Source organism: Desulfonatronospira sp., from assembly GCA_003563255.1.
Taxonomy (GTDB): domain Bacteria; phylum Desulfobacterota; class Desulfovibrionia; order Desulfovibrionales; family Desulfonatronovibrionaceae; genus Desulfonatronospira.
The window spans coordinates 1-13,358 of sequence record PWSL01000411.1 but is presented as its reverse complement, the minus strand read 5'-3'; the positions used below and the strand labels follow the sequence as shown (position 1 = coordinate 13,358).

Below are 13,358 nucleotides of genomic sequence, written 5' to 3'. Positions count from 1 at the left end.
CTTTTGACGTGGATCTGATAGTACCGATAGCCATGGATCCTGGTCTTCGGTTCGCCATCCGCGAAGGCGGGCGTACTGTAGGAGCTGGCGTGGTCTCGGAAATCGTGGAGTAATAGACATGACAACAATGAACAGCGACCGTATCAGGATTAAGCTCAAGGCCTATGACTACCGCATTCTGGACAAGGCGGTGACCGAGATAGTGGATTCAGCAAAAAATACCGGAGCAGGCATAGCCGGCCCGATTCCACTGCCGACTAAGATACACAAGTATACTGTCAACAGGTCGGTCCACGTGGACAAAAAGTCCAGAGAACAGTTTGAAATGAGGGTGCACAAACGATTACTAGACATCATGGAACCCACTCAACAGACAGTAGACGCTCTGGGCAAACTTAATCTGCCTGCCGGCGTTGACGTCGAGATAAAGCTGTAGGTGAAAAGCTATGAAACGCACAATCGGACTGATAGGCAAAAAACTGGGCATGACCAGTGTTTTCGGCGATGACGGCAAATTCATTCCAGTAACCGTGATTCAGGCCGGCCCATGTCCTGTAATCCAGAAAAAAGTCCAGGAAAAAGACGGCTACTCGGCTATACAGATCGGCTTTGATGCCATGGCGGGGCACAGGCTGAACAAGCCGGCCCGGGGACATCAGGCCAAGGCCGGCATGGGTTATTACCGAAAACTTATGGAGTTCAGCCCTGATAACGTAGATGAGTACGAACCGGGGCAGGAACTAAGCGTAGAAATTTTTAAACCAGGCGACAGGATCAAACTTACAGGGACATCCAAGGGTAAAGGTTTTGCCGGTGTTATGAAGCGCTGGAATTTCAGCGGTCTGCCAAGGACCCACGGCCATGAAAAAGTTCATCGGTCACCAGGGGCCATAGGTCAGTGCGCCGATCCCGGAAAAGTGTTCAAAGGCAGGAAAATGCCTGGGCGTATGGGCAACAAAACCGTCTCCTATAAAAATGCTGAGATTATTTCAGTCAGATCCAGGGAAAACGTGATACTTGTCAAAGGCCAGGTGCCCGGCCCCAAGGACGGCTTTGTCGTGCTACAAAAGCAGGATTAATGAGGACTTCATGATAAGCGCAAAAGTATATTCACAAAACAACCAGGAAGTGGGTGATATAGATCTCCTGGAAAATGTATTTTCAGTGAGCGTAAAACCCGAATTGCTGCATCAGGCGGTACGTGCTCACAGGGCAGCTGTGCGATCCGGTACGGTGGGGGTAAAGAACAGGGCCATCATCAGCGGAGGAGGGCGCAAACCCTGGAGACAAAAAGGTACCGGCAGGGCCAGGGCGGGTACTGGACGATCCCCCCTGTGGCGCGGTGGTGCTGTCATCCATGGTCCCAAGGCCAGGGATTACTCTATAAAGCTCAACAAAAAGGTCAGAAGGCTGGCTCTGAAAATGGCGTTAAGTGCCAAGTATGCCCAGGACAAGTTGCAGGTCCTGGACAGGATACAGCTGGACAAGATTAAAACCAGAGATTTTGTCAACATAAAAAACAATCTTGGCCTTAAAAAACCCTTGATTGTTACCGCAGAAAAGAGTAATACTCTTGAGCTTTCGGCCAGAAACGTGCCAGGCGTGGAAGTGATCACCCAGGACAGCATCAATGTATACGAGGTTCTGAAGCATCAGGAACTGGTCATGGAAAAACAGGCAGTTGAAAAGCTGCAGGAAAGGTTGGCCTAAAATGCACAACACACAGATTTTGCTCCGTCCTTTAGTATCTGAAAAATCCAATGATTTAAAGGAGTATCAGAACAAGGTTGTTTTCGCGGTTCATCCGGGGGCAAACAAGTACCAGGTCAAAAATGCCGTGGAGACCATATTCGATGTCAAGGTCGACAAGATCAATATGATCCGGCGAGGGCCATTGAAACGTAAGAAATTCGGCAGAGTCAGCGGAAAAATAGCCGGATATAAAAAGGCGTTTATCACCTTGTCCGCTGGAGAGAAGATAGAATTTTTCGAAGGGGTTTAGATAAATGGCTATAAAAAAATTAAAGCCGACTTCACCGGGTAGACGTTTTCAAACAGTCTCCGATTTTCAGGAAATTACAAAAAGTGAGCCTGAAAAAAAACTGGTGCAGGGATTAAGCAAGAAAAGCGGGCGTAACAATTACGGTCGGATTACATCCCGCAGGCGGGGTGGAGGCACCAAGCGCAAATACAGGTTGATTGATTTCAAGCGCAATAAACTGGATGTGCCGGGTAAGGTGTTATCAATAGAATATGACCCGAACCGCAGTGCACGCATAGCCCTGCTGTCCTACCAGGATGGTGAAAAGCGCTACATCCTGGCACCGGTTGGACTGAAAACAGGGGCCTGGGTACAGGCGGGAGACGGCGTAGACATTCAGCCCGGCAATGCCATGCCGATGTCTCGCATTCCTGTAGGCACAATAATTCACAATATCGAGCTGACCTCTGGACGGGGCGGTCAGATGGCCAGGTCTGCCGGCACTTATGCCCAGCTGGTAGCCAAGGAATCCAAGTATGCTCTTATTAAACTGCCTTCAGGAGAAGTACGTAAAGTTCTGGCTGCTAATACAGCCAGCATAGGCCAGGTAGGCAATGTGGAGCATGAAAATATCAGCATAGGCAAGGCCGGACGCAACAGGTGGCTGGGTAAAAGGCCCAAGGTAAGGGGTGTTGCCATGAATCCCGTAGATCATCCCCTGGGAGGTGGTGAGGGCAGAAGTTCCGGGGGTAGACATCCTGTGTCCCCCTGGGGTCGGCCCACAAAAGGCTACAAGACCCGGAGCAGGAACAAACCGTCTGATAAATTGATCGTCAACAAGCGTAGAAAATAACAGGAGAGATCATGCCCAGATCAGTCAAAAAAGGTCCTTTTGTGGACGATCACCTGCTTAAAAAGGTAGAGCAGGCCCAACAAACCAAGAGCAAACAGGTAATTAAGACCTGGTCCAGAAGGTCCACAATTACTCCTGAAATGGTGGGGCTGACTTTCGCCGTGCACAATGGAAAGAAATTCATACCTGTGTTCGCGACAGAAAATATGGTAGGTCACAAGTTGGGGGAGTTTGCTCTGACCAGGACATTCTACAGCCACGCAGCTGATCGCAAAAGTAAGGCCAAACGTAAATAACGGGTGCAGGTAAACAATGGAAACCAGAGCAATTGCCAGATATATCAGAATCTCTCCTCAAAAAGCCCGCCTGGTGGGAGAAAATGTGAGGGGTCTGCCGGTTGAGGATGCGGTCAATGTCCTTACTTATACTCCCAAAAAGGCTGCAAGGCTGCTGAGGAAGGTTCTCAAATCGGCTTTAGCCAATGCTGAGCAGAATTACAGTATGGATATAGACAATCTATATGTCAAACAGGTCCGTGTGGATGAAGGCCCTGTCCTGAAAAGGATACAGCCCAGAGCCATGGGCAGGGCGAACCGTATTTTGAAAAGAACCAGCCACATCACAGTAATCGTAGAAGAGTTATAGGAGGAATTCGTCTTGGGTCAAAAGGTACATCCATACGGTTTTAGAGTCGGCTACAACAAAAACTGGCTTTCCAGGTGGTACAGCAGAAGCAACTACCCGGAATACATTATTGAAGACAGAAAACTTCGCGATTATCTCAAATCCAAGCTTTATCACGCCGGGATATCCAGGATTGAGCTGGAAAGGGCTGCTGATAAGGTCAGGATAATCATATATACCTCCCGGCCGGGAATTGTTATCGGGCGTAAGGGCGCTGAAATTGAAAATCTGCGCAGCGATCTTAAAAAGAAATTTCAAAACGATTTTTCCATTGAGGTAAACGAAGTCAGGAGGCCTGAGACCGATTCACAGCTGGTGGCTGAGAACATTGCATTGCAGCTGGAACGCAGGGTGGCTTTTCGCAGGGCCATGAAGAGGTCGGTCAGTCTGGCACAGAAATTCGGGGCCCAGGGCATCAAAATTTCCTGTGCGGGCCGCCTGGGAGGAGCAGAAATCGCCAGGACGGAATGGCTGCGGGAAGGGCGGGTGCCGCTACATACCCTACGCGCTGACATAGATTATGGATTAGCTCAGGCCAAAACCACCTATGGTGTTATCGGGGTCAAAGTGTGGATTTACAAGGGCGATATATTAAACGAGGTTAAGTAATCATGCTGAGTCCAAAAAAAGTAAGGTTCAGAAAGAGGCAGAAAGGAAGAATAAAAGGCAGTGCCTCACGTGGAACCAATATAAATTTTGGCGAGATGGGTCTCAAAGCAGTAGAGTCAGGCAAGATCACCAATCAGCAGATCGAGTCGGCCCGTATTGCAATGATGCGCCATATCAAGCGCGGCGGCAAGGTGTTCATCAGGATTTTTCCGGACAAACCCATAACCGCCAAACCAGCAGAGACCAGACAGGGTAAAGGCAAAGGCTCCCCTGTGGGATGGTGTGCTCCTGTCAAGCCAGGAAGGATTCTTTATGAACTGCAGGGGGTCGCCAACACAGAACTGGCCAGAGAGGCTCTCAGGCGCGCATCATACAAGCTGCCCATTAAGACTGTCATAGTCGAAAAGGAGTGGTAAATATTATGAAGGCACACGAAATCCGCAAGCTTTCCAGTGAAGATATGCATGAACAACTTCAGGGATACAGACAGGAGTTGTTTAATCTTCGTTTCCAGCACTCAACAGGTCAGCTGGAAAACACTCAGAGACTCCCTCAGGTTCGAAAAAATATTGCGAGAATACTTTCTATTTTAAAAGAAAATCAGACAGGAAAAGACCATGTCAAGTAATACAGAACCAGCTGGAAACAAGCGTAAAATGGTGGGTTTCGTCATCAGCGATAAAAATGACAAGACTATTGTGGTCCGGGTGGAAACCCTGATCAGACACCCTTTGCTCAAGAAATACATTCGCAGACGAAAAAAGTTTATGGCCCATGATCCCTTGAATGACACCCAGATTGGAGATAAGGTTCAGATAATCGAACACCGGCCCCTCAGCGCCAGGAAGAGGTGGCATTTAAACAAGGTGCTGGAAAAGGCTGTATAGGCAAGCTTATGATGGTTGCTTAACCTTTTGCAACCACACCTGGAAAAAGAAAAGCAGGGGACAGGCACTCCGGGACCCCTGTCCCCGGTGGCCGAGTGTCCCCGGTGGCCGAGGCGATAAGCTGAAAGGGGACTGGCTCTTTTGCCGCCGGATAGTCCGGCCGTTTTACGGTTTGAAGTCGGCAAAAGTGCCTGTCCCCGGTGGTCAAGGCGATAAGCTGGAACCGGTGGCCGAGGCGATAATTTATACAAAGTATCGCTGTAGTGCTAAACAGATACTGTATTATTAAGGTGGAAGAACAATGATTCAAGTCCAGACAAAATTGGATGTAGCCGACAACTCAGGCGCAAAAAGTGTAGCCTGCATCAAAGTGCTGGGTGGAAGCAAGCGCAGGTACGCATCCATCGGTGATATCGTAGTAGTCTCGGTCAAGGATGCCATGCCCAGGGCCAAAGTTAAAAAAGGGGACATATATAAAGCGGTTGTTGTCCGCACCAAAAAGGAAATAGGCCGCAATGACGGAACCCATATACGTTTTGACAACAATTCAGCCGTGCTTTTAAATAAGAATATGGACCCTATCGGAACACGTATCTTTGGTCCGGTGGCCAGAGAACTTCGGGGTAGAAACTTCATGAAGATTGTCTCCCTTGCACCAGAGGTTTTGTAAGATGAGTAAGATGAAAATCAAGCAGAATGATAAAGTAATGATTATATCCGGCAAGGATAAAACCAAAGTCGGAAAAGTGCTAAAAATCTATCATAATAAAGGCAAGGTGCTTGTTGAGGGTTTGAATAAGATCAAGCGGCATGTAAAGCCTAATCCTTACAAGCAGGAGCAGGGCGGAATAAAAGATGCAGAAGCTCCGGTGCACATATCAAATCTCAGGCTGGTATGTGATGCATGCGCTAACCCCACCAGGCCCGGTTTTCGCAATACTGAAGATGGTGAAAAGGTTCGTTTCTGCAAGAAATGTGACGAAAATTTTTAGGAGTGGACGATGCTCAGGCTGCAGAAGTACTATAATGATGATATCAGCCCCAAACTGCACAAGGAATTCAACTACAAATCCAGTATGCAGATTCCCAGGGTTAAAAAAGTAACGCTTAACATGGGCCTGGGAGAGGGAAGCCAGAACAACAAGCTCATCCAGGATGCAATAGAAGAGTTATCCTTGATAGCCGGTCAAAAAGCAGTTATCACCAGGGCCAAAAAATCCATTGCCGCCTTCAAGTTAAGAGAAGGAATGCCTGTCGGATGCACTGTGACCCTGAGGCGTGCCCGTATGTGGGCCTTTCTGGACAAACTTCTGAATATCGCGCTCCCCAGGGTCCGGGACTTCAGAGGTCTGCCGGACAGAGGCATGGACGGCAGAGGCAACTACACCCTGGGGATCAAAGAGCAGACCATTTTTCCAGAAATAAGTCTGGACAAGGTGGATCGGACCAAGGGGATGAATATTACCGTTGTCACGTCAGCAAAGACCGACAAAGAAGGCAAGACACTGCTTACCCTGCTGGGCATGCCTTTTAAAAAGTAAGGAGGACAGGTTGTGACTAGAAAGGCTTTAATGATAAAAGCGCACAGAAAACCGAAATTTTCTTCCAGGCGCTACAACCGGTGTCCACTGTGCGGCAGATCCCGTGCATTCTTGCGCCACTTCGGGATTTGCAGAATATGTTTCAGGAATATGTCTCTGGCAGGAGAATTGCCCGGAGTCAGAAAATCAAGCTGGTAGAATCAGAGAGGACGAATTATGCCCGTTGACCCCATAGCAGATATGCTTACCCGTATAAGGAACGCACATACAGCCCTGCATCGGGAGGTGGAAATTCCATCAAGCAGAAGCAAGCAGGCTATCCTGGATATTATGGCCGAAAAAGGATTTATCCAGGATTACAAATCAGATGAAAAAAATTTGAGGGTACGGTTGAAATACAGTGGAAGCAAACCGGTAATCAGAGGATTGAACAAAATCAGCAAGCCCGGGCGCAAGATATATTCCAAAGCTGCAGATATCCCCTTGGTGCGAAACGGTATGGGCATCTGCATAGTGTCCACATCCAAAGGCGTTATGGAAGGCATGGAAGCTCTAAAGCAGAATGTCGGCGGTGAACTTATCTGCGAGATCTGGTAGGAAGGTAAAAATGTCACGTATAGGAATAGAGCCCATTACAATTCCACAGGGTGTTGAAATCACTCAGCAGGCATCCAGTATAAAAGTTAAAGGTCCCAAAGGTGAATTGAGCGTGGATCTTGATCCCAGAGTCAGTATCAATATTGAGGGGCAGACACTGCAGGTCAGCAAAGCTGAGGACAGCATCAAGGCCAGAGAGCAGTGGGGGCTGAGAAGGACTCTTATCAACAACGCGGTGCAGGGAGTGCACCAGGGGTTCAGGAAATCACTTGATGTAATCGGGGTCGGCTATAAGGTGGATCTGCAGGGCAGCACCCTGGTTCTCAACGTCGGCTTTTCGCATCCTGTCCGCATACAGTTGCCCAGGGGCGTAGAAGGAAGTGTAGAAAAAAACAGGATCACACTATCCGGAATTGATAAACAGCTTGTGGGTGAGACTGCTGCAGTCATCAGACGGGTCAGGCCGCCTGAGCCCTATAAAGGCAAGGGTATCAGGTATGAAAATGAAGTTGTTAAACAAAAAGCCGGCAAGTCCGGTAAAAAATAACAGGTAGTCGCATGAAGTTGTCCAAAAACCAAAGAAGGATCAAGCGCAAGTTCCGTATACGCAAGAAAGTCAGGGGTACTCCAGACAGGCCCAGACTTGTCGTGTTCAGGTCCAACAGACACATCTACGCCCAGTTAATCGATGACACACAGGCACGTACGTTGGTGGCATGTTCTACGCAACACCTGGAAGATTTCGGCAGTCTGAATTCAGAAACCGCCAAAAGCGTTGGAGCCAAGCTGGCGGAGAAGGCTGCAAGTCAGAATATATCTTCTGTAGTATTTGACAGAAACGGCTACTACTACCATGGGCAGATAAAGGCACTTGCTGATGCGGCACGTTCCGGCGGTCTCAACTTCTAAGGGGAAATATTCATGCAGCAAAACGAATTGGAACTTATAGAAAAAATTGTTTACTTGAACAGAGTAGCCAAGGTGGTCAAAGGCGGTCGCAGATTCAGGTTCAGCGCCCTGGTGGTGGTAGGCGATGGCAATGGGTCTATTGGTTATGGGCTGGGCAAAGCCAACCAGGTTCCTGAAGCCATCAGGAAGGCCACGGAAAAGGCTAAAAAAAACATGGTAAAAATGGTCTTAAGCGGTTCAACCATTCCTTTTCAGGTCACCGGCCGCTATGGTGCTGCCAGGGTTCTTCTGAAGCCGGCCAGTGAAGGTACCGGGATTATCGCAGGCGGACCTGTGCGCGCCGCAATGGAGGCTGCCGGTGTTAAAAACATTCTGACCAAGGCCATTGGCACCAACAATCCGCATAATGTCGTTAAAGCCACTGTAGAAGGTCTAAGCCAGATGACAAGCCCCGGACATATTTCAGATCTGCGCGGGCAAAGTGTTGAATATGCCAGCGCCCGCTAGTAACAGTGGTATTGCAGGAGCAACAGCATGAAGATTAAACTCAAGAAAAGCTTTATAGGGTTAAAGCCTGTACAGAAAAAAACACTCAAAGCCCTGGGCTTTAAACGGCCCAATCAGGTTCTAGAAGTGCAGGACAATCCCAGCATAAAGGGCATGATCAAAAAAGTTCAAAGCTTTGTAGAGGTAGTAACATAATGAACCTGCATGAACTATATCCTTTTATTGAAGAAAATAAATCCTCCAAGAGACTGGGCAGAGGCAATGGCAGCGGCAAAGGTAAGACCAGCGGAAAGGGCCATAAGGGACAGAAGTCCAGAGCCGGTGCCAGCATTCCGGGTCATTTCGAAGGCGGCCAGATGCCATTGTCCAGGCGGCTCCCCAAGAGGGGTTTCAAGAACAGGTTTCGCGAGGAGTACTGCACCATCAACCTGGATCAGTTAATGCTCCATTTCCCGGATGCCTCCGAGATAACCCCGCAGGACTTTTACGCAAAAAAACTTGCTTCAAACAACCGTCCGGTAAAAATACTGGGAAATGGGGACATCAATATTTCTTTACAGGTAACAGCCCACAAATTCAGCAAGTCCGCGGCTCAAAAAATCCAGAACGCCGGCGGACAAATTAAATCCCTGGAAGGATAAGAGCTTGAAACAGCCAGCATCTACTGGAGGATCAGGATTGAAGGACCTGCGCAACAAGGTCCTTTTTACCTTTTTTATACTTGGGGTATACCGCATAGGTGTTCATATTCCTTTGCCGGGCATAGACGGACAGGCACTTTCAGAGTTTTTTGCAGGGGCCGAGCATACCCTGTTCGGTCTTTTTGATATGTTCGCCGGGGGCGGTCTGAAAAATTTCTCTATTTTTGCCCTGGGCATTATGCCTTATATTTCCGCATCGATTATTATGCAGCTTTTGACTGTTGTCAGTCCCACTTTATCCAGGTGGAAGAAGGATGAGGGCGAAGCCGGCAGAAAGAAAATCACTCAGTGGACCAGATACGGAACCGTTATGATCACTCTGGTTCAGGGAATGGGCATCTCCATTGGCCTGGAGCAGATGACCAGTCCAGATGGGGCTTCAGTGGTAATCGAGGGAGGCTGGGCCTTCCGGCTGACCACGGTTTTTACCCTGACTACAGGGACCATTTTCATTATGTGGCTGGGTGAACGTATTACAGCCAGAGGTCTTGGCAACGGCATATCGCTGATTATATTTGCCGGGATTGTGGCGGGATTTCCCGGGGCCCTGGCTAATGTATACCAGTTGTTGAGCGCCGGAGAACTGACGGTATTCATGGGTATCTTTGTAATGGCCATAGTTGTCTTTGTTCTTCTGTTCATCGTTTTTGTGGAAAGAGGTCAGCGCAGATTGCCCATCCATTACGCCAAACGCATGATGGGGCGCAAAATGTATGGCGGACAGACCAGCCATCTGCCCCTGAAACTTAATACATCAGGTGTTATTCCGGCTATATTCGCCTCATCAATTCTGATGTTCCCGGCTACCATAGCCAGTTTTTCCCAGGCCGGATTTCTGGAGGTCGTGGCCAATAATCTCCAGCCGGAATCTCTGGTGTATAATTTGATATTTGTTGCTCTGATAATATTTTTCTGTTTTTTTTATACAGCCATAATTTTCGATCCCAAGGATATAGCGGAAAACCTGAAAAAGCAGGGCGGTTTTATACCGGGAATCAGACCAGGGCTCAGGACCAAGGAATATATCGATGCCGTGCTTTCCAGGCTGACATTCAGCGGCTCGATATACCTGTCTCTTGTATGCGTATTGCCGGTTTTTATGATCAAGGAATTCAACGTTCCGTTTTACTATGGCGGCACCGCACTACTGATTGTGGTGGTCGTCGCCATGGACACAATGTCGCAATTCCAGTCGCATCTGATATCCAGGCACTATGAAGGATTGATGACCAAAACCAGGATAAAGGGAAGGCGCTAGGGTTTGAAAAAATTCCGGGGCATTTTTATAAAAAATGACTATGAAATATCTCTTTTAAGAGAGGCCAACCAGATTGTAGCCCATATCCTGGAGGAACTTGAAACACTCATAAAGCCCGGCATATGTACAATGGCCCTGGAAGAAAGGGCCAATGAGATGTGTGAAGAATACAAAGTCAAGCCGGCGTTTAAGGGTTATCAGGGATTTCCTTATACCCTGTGCTGTTCTCTAAACGATGTAGTCGTGCATGGTTTTCCCACCCAGGATGAACTCAAGCCCGGTGATATATTGAGCATCGACATGGGGGTGCAGCACCGCGGTTTTTTCGGCGACTCCGCCAGAACCTATGCTGTAGGACAGGTGGAGCCGGAAGCAGACAGGCTGATGCGGGTGACGGAAGCTGCCTTGCATCAGGGCATAAAGCAGGCCCGTTCCGGCAACGACCTTTATGATATATCTGCAGCTATAGAGATGTATGCCCAAAAAAACGGCTGCTCCATAATCAAAAGGTTCGTTGGACATGGTATTGGTTCCAGTCTGCATGAAAAGCCGGAATTACCCAATTTCGTTCCCTCCAGGATGCCTGGAATTCCTCTAAAGAGAGGGATGGTTCTGGCCATAGAGCCCATGTTGTCACTGGGTTCTGACCAGGTGGAGATAATGGCGGACAAATGGACCGCCCGAACAACTGATAGAAGTTTAGCGGCTCATTATGAGCATACCGTGGCCATAACCAAGGATGGCCCGGAGATACTCAGCACCTTGGATAAATAGTCGGGGAGAACAACAATGAAAGTCAGGCCATCGGTTAAAAAGATGTGTGCCAGGTGTAAAGTGGTCAGACGCAGGCGGGTGCTTAGAATTCTTTGCAGCAACCCGCGTCACAAACAAAGACAAGGTTAGAAGCGGGGGGATAATGGCTAGGATAGCTGGGGTTGATTTGCCCAAAAAGAAAAAAATCGGGATATCGCTGACCTATATTTATGGTATCGGCAGGACCACGGCTCTTAAGATTCTGGATGCTTCGGGAGTAGACTGGACCAAAAAAACAGACACCTTGAGTGCTGAAGAAGTCAATACCATCCGCAGTGAACTGGAAAATAATTACAAGGTTGAAGGTGATTTAAGGCGGGAGAGAAATGCAGACATTAAACGCCTCATGGATATCGGGTCTTACCGTGGGCTCAGGCATCGCAGGTCCATGCCTGTAAGGGGGCAACGTACGCACACCAATGCCCGGATTCGCAAAGGACCCAAGAAAACGACCATCAAGAAAAAGAAATAACCGGAGACACATAGATGGCAAAACCCAAAAGAACCAAGAAAAAGAAAGAGAAAAAAAATATTCCAACGGGCATTGTGCATATCAGTGCTTCTTTCAACAATACCACAGTGACCATCACGGATCAGACCGGAAATGTAGTAGCCTGGTCCAGTTCCGGCATGGTGGGTTTTAAAGGGTCCCGTAAGGGCACACCTTTCGCATCCCAGAAAGCTGCTGAGACAGCTGCCAGACTTGCGCACGACAACGGCATGCGTACAGTCGGCATTCTGGTCAAGGGACCCGGTGCAGGCAGGGAGTCAGCCATGCGGGCCATCAACTCTTCCGGCTTCAAGGTGACATTTATCCGTGACATTACCCCCATCCCCCACAATGGATGCAGACCGCCGAAAAGGCGCCGTGTTTAATCAGGAGGTTTTAAGCTTTGGCTAGGTATACAGAATCAAAGTGCAGGCTCTGCCGCAGGGAAGGGACTAAACTCTTGTTGAAAGGTGACCGGTGCTACACAGATAAATGTGCTTATGAGCGTAGAGCCTACCCGCCGGGAGAACATGGAAGGACCAGAAAAAAATCCAGTGACTATGCTCTCCAGCTGAGGGAAAAGCAGAAGGTACGGCGTATGTATGGCTTGCTGGAAGGTCAGTTCAAAAGATATTTTGAGATTGCGGATGCCAGAAAAGGTGCAACAGGAACAAACCTTCTGGTGATGCTGGAAAGAAGGCTGGATAATGTTGTCTATCGCATGGGTTTCGCCAATTCCAGGGCCCAGGCCCGGCAGCTTGCCAGACACGGCCATTTCCTTATCAACGGGATCAGGGTGGATGTGCCGTCAATTTTACTTAAGGAAGGCGATGTTATAGGCGTCATTGAAAAGAGCAAAAAAATGCCTGTAATCCAGGAAGCCAGGGATGTTCTTGCCCGCAGGGGTTCTCCCGACTGGCTTGAAATCAATGACCAGGAATTCAAGGGAACCGTTAAGGCCCTGCCCACCAGGGAAGATATTACTTTTCCAATCAACGAACAGCTCATAGTCGAGCTATATTCCAAATAACCAAGACTGTTCGGCAGCAGTTTAATAGTATTTGTGTTTCCGAATTTTTAGAGCACAGGGGCGGCAATGATAATTCATACCCACGAGAAATTAATCAATACCAGAAACTGGTCCAGTTTAGTAAGGCCGGACCAGATCTACAAGGATGAAAAGTCCTCTGAACATTACGGTAAATTTATCTGCGAACCGCTGGAAAGAGGTTTTGGAACCACTCTCGGCAATGCTTTACGAAGGATACTGCTGTCATCTTTGCAAGGAGCGGCCATTGTTGCCGTCAAAATAGAAAATGCACCCCACGAGTTCACCAGCATCACTGGAATAGTGGAGGATGTGACCGACATCGTATTAAACCTGAAGCAGGTAAGATTCAGGATGAACAAAGATGAACCACAGAAGCTTAAGCTGGTGGCCAATGAAAAAGGCCCTGTTCAGGCTGGGTTTATACAGACGAATCACAATGTTGAGATTCTGAATCCCAAACAGCATATCGTTACCCTT

The 13,358-nt window shown here is 48.4% G+C and carries 27 protein-coding genes and 2 pseudogenes; all 29 read left to right on the top strand.

The window, feature by feature from the left end; translation table 11 throughout:
- A pseudogene (locus QZP87_RS12045) lies at nt 1-113 on the top strand (elongation factor Tu); the annotation flags it as partial.
- 5 nt (nt 114-118) lie between these two features.
- Nucleotides 119-436 carry a 30S ribosomal protein S10 gene (gene rpsJ / locus QZP87_RS12040; protein ID WP_291323172.1) on the top strand — a complete coding sequence of 106 codons (318 nt, stop codon included), beginning with the start codon at nt 119-121 and terminating at the stop codon, nt 434-436.
- Between the two features lie 10 nt (nt 437-446).
- The gene (gene rplC / locus QZP87_RS12035) at nt 447-1,079 is read left to right on the top strand and encodes a 50S ribosomal protein L3 (protein ID WP_291323171.1); all 633 of its coding nucleotides are present in this window, start codon (nt 447-449) and stop codon (nt 1,077-1,079) included.
- Nucleotides 1,080-1,089: 10 nt separating this feature from the next.
- Nucleotides 1,090-1,710 (top strand): 50S ribosomal protein L4, encoded by a 621-nt coding sequence (rplD, locus tag QZP87_RS12030; protein WP_291323170.1) that lies wholly within the window; start codon nt 1,090-1,092, stop codon nt 1,708-1,710.
- A gap of 1 nt (nt 1,711) precedes the next feature.
- Nucleotides 1,712-2,002 carry a 50S ribosomal protein L23 gene (rplW, locus tag QZP87_RS12025; protein ID WP_291323169.1) on the top strand — a complete coding sequence of 97 codons (291 nt, stop codon included), beginning with the start codon at nt 1,712-1,714 and terminating at the stop codon, nt 2,000-2,002.
- A 4-nt stretch (nt 2,003-2,006) separates the two neighbouring features.
- Nucleotides 2,007-2,834 carry a 50S ribosomal protein L2 gene (rplB, locus tag QZP87_RS12020; RefSeq protein ID WP_291323168.1) on the top strand — a complete coding sequence of 276 codons (828 nt, stop codon included), beginning with the start codon at nt 2,007-2,009 and terminating at the stop codon, nt 2,832-2,834.
- Nucleotides 2,835-2,845: 11 nt separating this feature from the next.
- Entirely contained in the window at nt 2,846-3,130 is a 285-nt protein-coding gene (gene rpsS / locus QZP87_RS12015) for a 30S ribosomal protein S19 (RefSeq protein ID WP_291323167.1), read from the top strand.
- 16 nt (nt 3,131-3,146) lie between these two features.
- A complete protein-coding gene (gene rplV / locus QZP87_RS12010) occupies nt 3,147-3,479 on the top strand; it encodes a 50S ribosomal protein L22 (protein WP_291323166.1) in 333 nt (110 codons plus the stop codon).
- Between the two features lie 12 nt (nt 3,480-3,491).
- A complete protein-coding gene (gene rpsC / locus QZP87_RS12005) occupies nt 3,492-4,127 on the top strand; it encodes a 30S ribosomal protein S3 (protein ID WP_291323165.1) in 636 nt (211 codons plus the stop codon).
- Between the two features lie 2 nt (nt 4,128-4,129).
- The gene (gene rplP / locus QZP87_RS12000) at nt 4,130-4,543 is read left to right on the top strand and encodes a 50S ribosomal protein L16 (RefSeq protein ID WP_291323164.1); all 414 of its coding nucleotides are present in this window, start codon (nt 4,130-4,132) and stop codon (nt 4,541-4,543) included.
- A gap of 5 nt (nt 4,544-4,548) precedes the next feature.
- Nucleotides 4,549-4,755 carry a 50S ribosomal protein L29 gene (rpmC, locus tag QZP87_RS11995; RefSeq protein WP_291323163.1) on the top strand — a complete coding sequence of 69 codons (207 nt, stop codon included), beginning with the start codon at nt 4,549-4,551 and terminating at the stop codon, nt 4,753-4,755.
- Nucleotides 4,745-5,014, top strand: coding sequence for a 30S ribosomal protein S17 (gene rpsQ / locus QZP87_RS11990; protein WP_291323162.1), 270 nt, complete (start codon nt 4,745-4,747; stop codon nt 5,012-5,014). The genes rpmC and rpsQ overlap by 11 nt, the downstream gene beginning before the upstream one ends.
- A gap of 301 nt (nt 5,015-5,315) precedes the next feature.
- Nucleotides 5,316-5,684: a 50S ribosomal protein L14 gene (gene rplN / locus QZP87_RS11985; protein WP_291323161.1), complete on the top strand. Its 369-nt coding sequence runs from the start codon at nt 5,316-5,318 to the stop codon at nt 5,682-5,684.
- A gap of 1 nt (nt 5,685) precedes the next feature.
- A complete protein-coding gene (gene rplX, locus QZP87_RS11980) occupies nt 5,686-6,006 on the top strand; it encodes a 50S ribosomal protein L24 (RefSeq protein WP_291323160.1) in 321 nt (106 codons plus the stop codon).
- A 9-nt stretch (nt 6,007-6,015) separates the two neighbouring features.
- Nucleotides 6,016-6,555: a 50S ribosomal protein L5 gene (gene rplE / locus QZP87_RS11975; protein ID WP_291323159.1), complete on the top strand. Its 540-nt coding sequence runs from the start codon at nt 6,016-6,018 to the stop codon at nt 6,553-6,555.
- Nucleotides 6,556-6,567: 12 nt separating this feature from the next.
- A complete protein-coding gene (locus tag QZP87_RS11970; protein WP_291323158.1) occupies nt 6,568-6,753 on the top strand; it encodes a type Z 30S ribosomal protein S14 in 186 nt (61 codons plus the stop codon).
- Between the two features lie 18 nt (nt 6,754-6,771).
- The gene (gene rpsH, locus QZP87_RS11965; protein ID WP_291323157.1) at nt 6,772-7,152 is read left to right on the top strand and encodes a 30S ribosomal protein S8; all 381 of its coding nucleotides are present in this window, start codon (nt 6,772-6,774) and stop codon (nt 7,150-7,152) included.
- A 10-nt stretch (nt 7,153-7,162) separates the two neighbouring features.
- Entirely contained in the window at nt 7,163-7,699 is a 537-nt protein-coding gene (rplF, locus tag QZP87_RS11960) for a 50S ribosomal protein L6 (RefSeq protein WP_291323156.1), read from the top strand.
- An 11-nt stretch (nt 7,700-7,710) separates the two neighbouring features.
- Complete coding sequence (rplR, locus tag QZP87_RS11955; protein ID WP_291323155.1) at nt 7,711-8,061, top strand: 50S ribosomal protein L18; 351 nt, start codon at nt 7,711-7,713, stop codon at nt 8,059-8,061.
- A gap of 12 nt (nt 8,062-8,073) precedes the next feature.
- Entirely contained in the window at nt 8,074-8,568 is a 495-nt protein-coding gene (rpsE, locus tag QZP87_RS11950; protein ID WP_291323154.1) for a 30S ribosomal protein S5, read from the top strand.
- Nucleotides 8,569-8,595: 27 nt separating this feature from the next.
- Nucleotides 8,596-8,763 (top strand): 50S ribosomal protein L30, encoded by a 168-nt coding sequence (gene rpmD, locus QZP87_RS11945; protein ID WP_291323153.1) that lies wholly within the window; start codon nt 8,596-8,598, stop codon nt 8,761-8,763.
- A complete protein-coding gene (gene rplO, locus QZP87_RS11940) occupies nt 8,763-9,209 on the top strand; it encodes a 50S ribosomal protein L15 (RefSeq protein ID WP_291323152.1) in 447 nt (148 codons plus the stop codon). Before rpmD ends, rplO begins: the two co-directional genes overlap by 1 nt.
- A 4-nt stretch (nt 9,210-9,213) precedes the next feature.
- On the top strand, nt 9,214-10,527 hold the full coding sequence (gene secY / locus QZP87_RS11935) for a preprotein translocase subunit SecY (protein ID WP_291323151.1): 1,314 nt from the start codon (nt 9,214-9,216) through the stop codon (nt 10,525-10,527).
- A 3-nt stretch (nt 10,528-10,530) separates the two neighbouring features.
- Nucleotides 10,531-11,301, top strand: coding sequence for a type I methionyl aminopeptidase (gene map / locus QZP87_RS11930; RefSeq protein WP_291323150.1), 771 nt, complete (start codon nt 10,531-10,533; stop codon nt 11,299-11,301).
- A 15-nt stretch (nt 11,302-11,316) separates the two neighbouring features.
- A complete protein-coding gene (gene rpmJ, locus QZP87_RS11925; RefSeq protein WP_291323149.1) occupies nt 11,317-11,430 on the top strand; it encodes a 50S ribosomal protein L36 in 114 nt (37 codons plus the stop codon).
- Nucleotides 11,431-11,443: 13 nt separating this feature from the next.
- Nucleotides 11,444-11,812: a 30S ribosomal protein S13 gene (gene rpsM / locus QZP87_RS11920; RefSeq protein WP_291323148.1), complete on the top strand. Its 369-nt coding sequence runs from the start codon at nt 11,444-11,446 to the stop codon at nt 11,810-11,812.
- Between the two features lie 14 nt (nt 11,813-11,826).
- Nucleotides 11,827-12,216, top strand: a complete 390-nt coding sequence (gene rpsK, locus QZP87_RS11915; RefSeq protein ID WP_291323147.1) for a 30S ribosomal protein S11 — start codon at nt 11,827-11,829, stop codon at nt 12,214-12,216.
- Nucleotides 12,217-12,233: 17 nt separating this feature from the next.
- Entirely contained in the window at nt 12,234-12,860 is a 627-nt protein-coding gene (gene rpsD / locus QZP87_RS11910) for a 30S ribosomal protein S4 (protein WP_291323146.1), read from the top strand.
- A 66-nt stretch (nt 12,861-12,926) separates the two neighbouring features.
- A pseudogene (locus tag QZP87_RS11905) lies at nt 12,927-13,358 on the top strand (DNA-directed RNA polymerase subunit alpha); the annotation flags it as partial.

What these genes read in the sequence shown, in the direction of transcription:
- rpsK (WP_291323147.1), top strand. Translation starts at nt 11,827, where the DNA reads ATGGCAAAACCCAAAAGAACCAAGAAAAAGAAAGAGAAAAAAAATATT.
- rplD (WP_291323170.1), top strand. Translation starts at nt 1,090, where the DNA reads ATGATAAGCGCAAAAGTATATTCACAAAACAACCAGGAAGTGGGTGAT.
- rpsH (WP_291323157.1), top strand. Translation starts at nt 6,772, where the DNA reads ATGCCCGTTGACCCCATAGCAGATATGCTTACCCGTATAAGGAACGCA.
- rpsQ (WP_291323162.1), top strand. Translation starts at nt 4,745, where the DNA reads ATGTCAAGTAATACAGAACCAGCTGGAAACAAGCGTAAAATGGTGGGT.
- rplX (WP_291323160.1), top strand. Translation starts at nt 5,686, where the DNA reads ATGAGTAAGATGAAAATCAAGCAGAATGATAAAGTAATGATTATATCC.
- rpmD (WP_291323153.1), top strand. Translation starts at nt 8,596, where the DNA reads ATGAAGATTAAACTCAAGAAAAGCTTTATAGGGTTAAAGCCTGTACAG.
- rplV (WP_291323166.1), top strand. Translation starts at nt 3,147, where the DNA reads ATGGAAACCAGAGCAATTGCCAGATATATCAGAATCTCTCCTCAAAAA.
- rpmJ (WP_291323149.1), top strand. Translation starts at nt 11,317, where the DNA reads ATGAAAGTCAGGCCATCGGTTAAAAAGATGTGTGCCAGGTGTAAAGTG.
- rpsJ (WP_291323172.1), top strand. Translation starts at nt 119, where the DNA reads ATGACAACAATGAACAGCGACCGTATCAGGATTAAGCTCAAGGCCTAT.
- rplC (WP_291323171.1), top strand. Translation starts at nt 447, where the DNA reads ATGAAACGCACAATCGGACTGATAGGCAAAAAACTGGGCATGACCAGT.
- rplN (WP_291323161.1), top strand. Translation starts at nt 5,316, where the DNA reads ATGATTCAAGTCCAGACAAAATTGGATGTAGCCGACAACTCAGGCGCA.
- rplW (WP_291323169.1), top strand. Translation starts at nt 1,712, where the DNA reads ATGCACAACACACAGATTTTGCTCCGTCCTTTAGTATCTGAAAAATCC.
- rplO (WP_291323152.1), top strand. Translation starts at nt 8,763, where the DNA reads ATGAACCTGCATGAACTATATCCTTTTATTGAAGAAAATAAATCCTCC.
- rpmC (WP_291323163.1), top strand. Translation starts at nt 4,549, where the DNA reads ATGAAGGCACACGAAATCCGCAAGCTTTCCAGTGAAGATATGCATGAA.
- rplP (WP_291323164.1), top strand. Translation starts at nt 4,130, where the DNA reads ATGCTGAGTCCAAAAAAAGTAAGGTTCAGAAAGAGGCAGAAAGGAAGA.
- rpsS (WP_291323167.1), top strand. Translation starts at nt 2,846, where the DNA reads ATGCCCAGATCAGTCAAAAAAGGTCCTTTTGTGGACGATCACCTGCTT.
- rpsM (WP_291323148.1), top strand. Translation starts at nt 11,444, where the DNA reads ATGGCTAGGATAGCTGGGGTTGATTTGCCCAAAAAGAAAAAAATCGGG.
- rplR (WP_291323155.1), top strand. Translation starts at nt 7,711, where the DNA reads ATGAAGTTGTCCAAAAACCAAAGAAGGATCAAGCGCAAGTTCCGTATA.
- rplF (WP_291323156.1), top strand. Translation starts at nt 7,163, where the DNA reads ATGTCACGTATAGGAATAGAGCCCATTACAATTCCACAGGGTGTTGAA.
- rpsE (WP_291323154.1), top strand. Translation starts at nt 8,074, where the DNA reads ATGCAGCAAAACGAATTGGAACTTATAGAAAAAATTGTTTACTTGAAC.
- rplE (WP_291323159.1), top strand. Translation starts at nt 6,016, where the DNA reads ATGCTCAGGCTGCAGAAGTACTATAATGATGATATCAGCCCCAAACTG.
- rplB (WP_291323168.1), top strand. Translation starts at nt 2,007, where the DNA reads ATGGCTATAAAAAAATTAAAGCCGACTTCACCGGGTAGACGTTTTCAA.